The 6,505-nt window shown below is 48.4% G+C and carries 5 protein-coding genes; all 5 read left to right on the top strand.

Annotation, left to right across the window (positions count from 1 at the left end; genetic code table 11):
• Nucleotides 1-166 (top strand): dihydrofolate reductase family protein (locus VMF88_15455; GenBank protein HTY12459.1); only part of this gene is annotated, 166 nt, incomplete at its 5' end.
• A 224-nt stretch (nt 167-390) separates the two neighbouring features.
• A complete protein-coding gene (locus VMF88_15450; GenBank protein HTY12458.1) occupies nt 391-1,038 on the top strand; it encodes a dihydrofolate reductase family protein in 648 nt (215 codons plus the stop codon).
• A 234-nt stretch (nt 1,039-1,272) separates the two neighbouring features.
• Nucleotides 1,273-2,082 (top strand): T9SS type A sorting domain-containing protein, encoded by an 810-nt coding sequence (locus tag VMF88_15445; GenBank protein HTY12457.1) that lies wholly within the window; start codon nt 1,273-1,275, stop codon nt 2,080-2,082.
• 240 nt (nt 2,083-2,322) lie between these two features.
• Nucleotides 2,323-3,243: a T9SS type A sorting domain-containing protein gene (locus tag VMF88_15440; GenBank protein ID HTY12456.1), complete on the top strand. Its 921-nt coding sequence runs from the start codon at nt 2,323-2,325 to the stop codon at nt 3,241-3,243.
• Nucleotides 3,244-3,636: 393 nt separating this feature from the next.
• Complete coding sequence (locus VMF88_15435) at nt 3,637-6,408, top strand: choice-of-anchor D domain-containing protein (protein ID HTY12455.1); 2,772 nt, start codon at nt 3,637-3,639, stop codon at nt 6,406-6,408.
• The last annotated feature ends 97 nt before the right edge of the window (nt 6,409-6,505 follow it).

Genomic DNA, 6,505 nt, shown 5'->3' with positions numbered 1-6,505 from the left:
CGGTTTGATTGACGAGTATCAGTTCGTGGTTCACCCAGTTGTTGCCGGCAAAGGACCTCGGCTCTTCGATACCGTGAAGTTGCATGAGAGGCTTCGCCTGGATTTCATCGGTTCGAAGATCTTTCAATCCGGGGTCGTTGCCCTGGAATACAGGAAGCACACGTAAATAGAAGCACTTCTCAACCTTAGAGACTTTTCACATATGAGCCCTAACCGGCGGCTCACGCTGACGGAAACAGCCGTTGACATAGCGCCGCGCGAAAGACAGAAGAGACTGAAATGAACGACCGTCACGGCCGCGCAACATTCTAGATGGAACTAACTACACGTTACCACAGCTTAGCTCCGGTACGTTAGGTTGCACAAAATTACATTATCCAGGAGGAAACTTTGGCTAAACTTGTTGTTCGAGCTTTCACAATGTCGTTGGACGGATTTACGTCAGCCCCCAATCAAAGTCGTGAGAATCCCTTTGGTGAGGGAGGCATAACGATCATGGATTGGGCACTTGCAACTCGAACATTTAAAACAATGTTCGGCAATGAAGGTGGTACCACAGGCATCGATGATACTTTTGCCGCCAAAGCAGATGAAGGGGTGGGTGCGACCATAATGGGGCGCAATATGTTTGGTCCGATTCGAGGTCCTTGGCCCAATGAGGATTGGAAAGGATGGTGGGGGGCTAACCCACCGTATCACCATCCTGTTTTCGTGCTCACGAAATATCCGAGACAATCAATTCCAATGGAAGGTGGAACGACCTTCCATTTTGTAACAGAGGGAATTGAGATTGCATTAAAGAGGGCATTTGATGCTGCAAAGGGAAAAGACGTGCGGATTGGTGGTGGTGCAACCGTCGTGAGGCAATATTTGCGAGCTGGACTCATTGACGAACTACACCTCGTCATAACGCCAAAGTTGCTTGGAGCTGGCGAACGTCTTTTTGACGGAAGTGAAGAAGTATCCAAAAGATATGAATATACGGAGTTCATGGCTTCTGAAGCAGCGGCACATGTCCGATTAGTCAAACGCAAATAGAGTTCAACCTCACAAGCGGCTCGAGCGGAGGGAACCAGCCGTCAGCGATTCGCCGCGCGAAAGACAAAAGAGACTGAAATGAACAGCCGTTACGTCCGCGCAACATTCTACATGGAACTAACTACACGTTGCCGCAGCTTGGCCGCGGTACCTTAGAACACACGAATTGCCAACAACACGATTGCGAATGGACTTCAATTGTTCATTAGGACTAATCATTCGCCTGCGAATCCCATGAAACATCATTTCCGACTCTTGCTATCGATGATCATTATACACAATCTATCCATCGCTCAATGGAAACAAACGACAGGACCCGGCGGTGGCAATGTCTATTCTCTGGTTTGCAGCGGCGAAAACCTCTTTGCCGCGACTTCTGGGGGTATATTCCGTTCGACCAATAACGGTGCAAGCTGGGCACACGCAGGGATGTCAGAAGGCCCTCCCCTTGCCCTAAACCCCAATGGATCAAACGGCTCGGTTCTTTTTGCCGGGGGAAACAGCGTCTCCTTTTCCATCGATAATGGTACAACTTGGACAGCAGTGAATATGGGTTTGCCTTATTATCCTAGTGTCCAGTGTTTTGCATTCAGAGACACAAATATTTTTGCTGGAACTGAATTCAATGGTATCTATTCAGGGCTTCCTGCATATGGAATCGACGTCTATTCCTTTCTCGCTTCCGCAACAAATCTCTTCGCGGGAACCAATCTCGGCGTGTATAGTAGACCATTGTCCGAATTTACTACTGCAGTAAAGATAGATCGCGAAAAATTACCCGAAAGCTTCTCACTTTCACAGAACTATCCTAATCCGTTTAATCCATTAACTACAATCTCATTCGATATTCCATCCCGGTCTTTCGTGTCGTTAAAGATCTTTGACATACTGGGAAGAGAAGTGTCGACGATTGTCTCAGAGGAATTGCCAGCGGTAAGTTACAGCCGGCAATGGAATGCGGCGAACATGGCAAGCGGTGTTTACTTCTATCGTGTGCACGCGGGAACATATCTCGAAACGAAAAGGCTTCTGTTGTTGAAATAACATGACCTGAAGTATGCTCAATTACTATTTTACCGCGTGTGCTCTAACCAGTTGCTCAAGTCCCAATGTGATCCCTGCGGGACTGACGGAACCAGCTGTCGGCATACGCGCGGCGCGCGCGACGAAAGATACTGAAATAAACACCCGTCACGTCCGCGCAACATTCTGCATGGAACTAACTACACGTTGCCGCAGCTTAGCCGCGGTACGTTAGGTGGCGTGAATCTGCGAGGTACTATCATGAAAACATTCGTCCCCATCTTTCTCCTCACTCTCATAGCGTTGCCAATTACTTGGAGCCAAGTGCGTAATGACGATTTCTTCCCACTCAATATAGGCAATCAATGGACCTATGAATATAAGACATCTGATTGGGATCAATTAGCGGATGTTATGTACTCTGATTCAGGCACGGCCATCTGTTCCATCATTTCCAAAGATGGTACAAATGATTCAACAATTTGGAACTTCAGAGAAACTCGCGACATCGTGCATAGGATCGATGGGCTCTTTTCCCCACACTTTGACACCTCCTATTCTATCATTGATACAATACTTTTCGACATCGTCGAACATACCCAAGGATATCACCTGCTTGTCACGGCCGGTTCTCTGAACTGGGAATCTGTGTTCCCACTAACCCAAGAATTTGCCGACTCAGCAACCTTCTTCCGATATTCTTCCGCGAGCGTAGATACATTTACTCTGACAGCCCAGTATCCAAAGAGTGTCAGCAAACCTTACTATATTCTCCTCATATCATTCAAACGCCTCATCGGTCCTACAAACATTTCTTTGAGTGCTCCATACATCACAGGCGTTGTCTCCCATTCTAACCATATTCTTAAGAGCGCCATCGTTACATCAACTCAACAAGAACGCAATACTGTGGCTCCACAGAGATTTGAAATGAGTCAGAATTTCCCTAATCCGTTTAATCCGGTTACAGTGATTCCCTTTTCCGTTGCAACTAAAAGCGTCGCATCGCTCCGAATATACGATATCCTCGGACGACACATTACGACAATATTTAATGGAGCTATTGAATCGGGGAAGCACAATGCCATCTGGAATGCCAGAGATCAAGCAAGCGGAACATACATTGCAATCCTCGAATCGAATGGCTTTTCACAAGCCATCAAGCTCGTGTTGCTTAAATAGCACGCCGCCTAACCAACGGCTCACGCTCACGGAACCAGCTGTCGGCGAATGTGCCGCGCTAAAGCCAAAAGGAGACTGAAATGAACGACCGTCACGTCCGCGCAACATTCTACATGGAACTAACAACACGTCGCCGCAGCTTACCCGCGGTACGTTAGGTGGCAATGTCCATATTGAAAGCTTAATCCTTCTACGCTAAATTTGTGATTCATAAAAGGAGGAAATTATTCAATCTTTGTTTTCGTGCAGGCAGCATTTCCTAACCCAATTCATAGAAGCTCTACCTGTAAGGAGGCGAACTGTGATAACGACTCCCTCCTCCAACAGTTCGCACAATGTTTCTGGATGTCTTGCGACATTCCTGAGAAATGTTTTTAAATGTTGAAACCAACTATGAAGACGACAAGACCACACTATTTAGTAATATTGACTTCACTGATCTTTGCAACGAGCCTTTTTGCCCAGCTTTCGTTCAGACGGATCCCGATGCAATGGGAGACTGTTACGCCATATCAGATCATGGCCGTGACGGTAAGTCCGAAAAGCTCATCGGTCTTCACGTTGGCGTACGAGGCGGGCATCATGCGCTCGAGTGATGCGGGAGCATCATGGGATATTGTTCTGCCTGTTTCCACTGATTCCCCAGAGCTTCCCCGATCGCTTATGGCGGATGACTCAGGAAACATATACCTTGGAACGCCCAGCGGTGAATTATACCGCGGCACGAATGATGGAACTCAATGGGTGAAAATCGCCACTCTCCCCTACCCGATCGAATCGATATGCCCGTCTAAAACTGGGACTCTCTTTGCAGCAGCCGGTTGGCTCTATTATTCTACTGACGGGGGCAATACCTGGAATTACCGGAATGATGAATGGTTTAGGAACTGTTTCCTTGTAGCCGAAACGCCCGGAGGGCAGCTCATTGCTGCATCGGCGTACAATAGAAATATTACCCGCTCAATGGACGGTGGGAAGACCTGGACCCTCGATTCTGGAAGCATAGCCGGGTCAGTCGTCACACCCGTCACATTCGCTGCGAATCAGCATGGCGCCTTTCTCATATGGTACACTGGATTCCTGAATAATTCTGGCGAAACCTTCGGAGGCATTCTTCGATCCACCGCAACAGCTCGAACCTGGGAAACGAAATTTAGCGGATTCGGATCAGCAGCTATTGTAACTGATCGTGATGGAGACTTCATTATCTCGCAGTTGTTTTCGCCAGGCAAAGGAACAATGCTATTTTCAGATGACGACGGCGTGACCTTAAAACCGATCGACGGACCAACTGAGTTCCATGCCGCGACGGACAAAAACCAGTTCTACTATTGCGGCGGAGACGGCAGTTATCTCTACAGGGGGAAATTAATGCCGGTTCCAGGCCCGTTGCAGGATTTCGGGCCAGTGGGGGTGAATAACTCCAGGAACCTGCAACTGACCATATCCAATCCGACATCAACTACGATTTCACTCATTGCTGTCTGGACCAATTCAACGGCGTTCGGAGCCATCACTCCTCTGCCTATAAGTATTCCGGCCAACAACAGCAGTGTCATCACGGTGGCATTTACTCCGAAGAGTTATGGGAGTTTTGCGGACACCCTCCGGATATTCAATGTAACAGATGATGAACTCCGTGTCCCAGTACAAGGGATATGCCCGTACCCCTCCATGATATTGTCAACGAGTCTACTGGATTTCGGACCCTTGAATCAGGGAACCAGCGGTATGATGGGACTAACCATCAGGAGCAGTTCACTAAGTCCTCTCCGTGTTGATTCATTGGGCCTCTCATCCAGGGAATTTACTTTCGCACCGATCTCGTTCCCTTTGTCACTCTCATATGGTGATAGCCTTGAGGTCACAGTCTTTTGCACGTCCACTGGCGCACAGAACGCACATGACACATTACGGGTTTACGGCAATGCAATCCAGGGTGTCGGAGCTGTGGCCGCGCTGGTAAACTATGCTGACCTTGTTGTTGCTCCAAAGGACATTGACTTCATCCAAGCGAAGGTCGATAGCACGTCTTCAGGGAGTCTATTCCTTACCAATCCATATCGCAGTCCGCTCAGAATCGACACAATCTACACGCGCACATCAACCTTCAGTGCCGCACAAGGTGCAATTCCAAATGTTATGACCGGTCACGCCACCTATCGTCTTCCCCTTGCTTTCCATCCTACTTTGCAACGATTTTTCTACGACACACTCTTTATTGCAACCGAAGGAGCACATTCCCTTACTGCTGTGCCTCTTCGAGGAACCGGTTCCGCGTTCAACAGGATCGTCTCGCTCTCACTGGGCAACACATGGGCATACAAATACCACAGTCTCCATGAAACACAAGGTCAAACATCGACCTGGGACTACACCACACAAAAAAGAGTAATCGGTGATACGACGATTGGCGCACAGGTGTGGAAAATTCTTCAAGTCGCTTCCGTCCCGGACACAACGTCTCATTCCTTTGAATTGTGGCGGTGTGATACCACATTATTGGTTTCATCCTCGGCGCCGGGGTTTCAGGGGACGCTCTTCAACAGACTGGTGACGGCAGACTCATCATGGTTACCTCCTTTGAAAATTCAGACGACTGATTTTGTAATAGTAGGATCAAATGACCAGTGGGGGGGCTTTCGATCCTCCCAGCAATGGGGGGAATCATACAACAGTGATCCGGAATGGGCGCAAACGAACTCTTCCACAACTGTGGATGGAATAGGACCAGCATCGTATACCGACGACGAATCCTCAAGGATGAATGACTCCTACACATCCTCAACGGGTACCCTCGCTGCCGCATTGATCGACGGAGTGGTGTACGGTGATACAACACTTGTATCAGTTCGGGAGGAACAAGCTGGTGTTTCAACAACTGTAAGCACATATTTACTTTTGCAGAACTATCCAAATCCGTTTAATCCTGTGACAACAATAGCCTTTCGGATAGCGGATATCGGAGTACGGAATCAATCACATGTGAAGCTTGTCGTCTATGACCTTCTTGGCCGCGAGGTTAGGGTACTGGTCAATGAGGTCAAAGCTCCCGGAACATACTCCGTGAGATTCGACGGTTCAGGCCTGGCGAGCGGAGTGTACTTCTATCGGTTGCAGGCCGATGCATACGTTCAGACCAAAAAATTTATTCTACTTAAGTGAAGCAATTACCCCCTAACCAGTCGCTCAAGACCCAATGTGATCCCTGCGGGACTGACGGAAACAGCCGTCAGCAAATGCGCCGCGCGAAAGATCTAAG

The organism is Bacteroidota bacterium, from assembly GCA_035506275.1.
Classification (GTDB): domain Bacteria; phylum Bacteroidota; class Ignavibacteria; order UBA10030; family UBA8401; genus JAGVPT01.
This window is presented reverse-complemented; position numbering and strand designations above follow the sequence as displayed.

What these genes read in the sequence shown, in the direction of transcription:
- VMF88_15445 (HTY12457.1), top strand. Translation starts at nt 1,273, where the DNA reads ATGAAACATCATTTCCGACTCTTGCTATCGATGATCATTATACACAAT.
- VMF88_15440 (HTY12456.1), top strand. Translation starts at nt 2,323, where the DNA reads ATGAAAACATTCGTCCCCATCTTTCTCCTCACTCTCATAGCGTTGCCA.
- VMF88_15435 (HTY12455.1), top strand. Translation starts at nt 3,637, where the DNA reads ATGAAGACGACAAGACCACACTATTTAGTAATATTGACTTCACTGATC.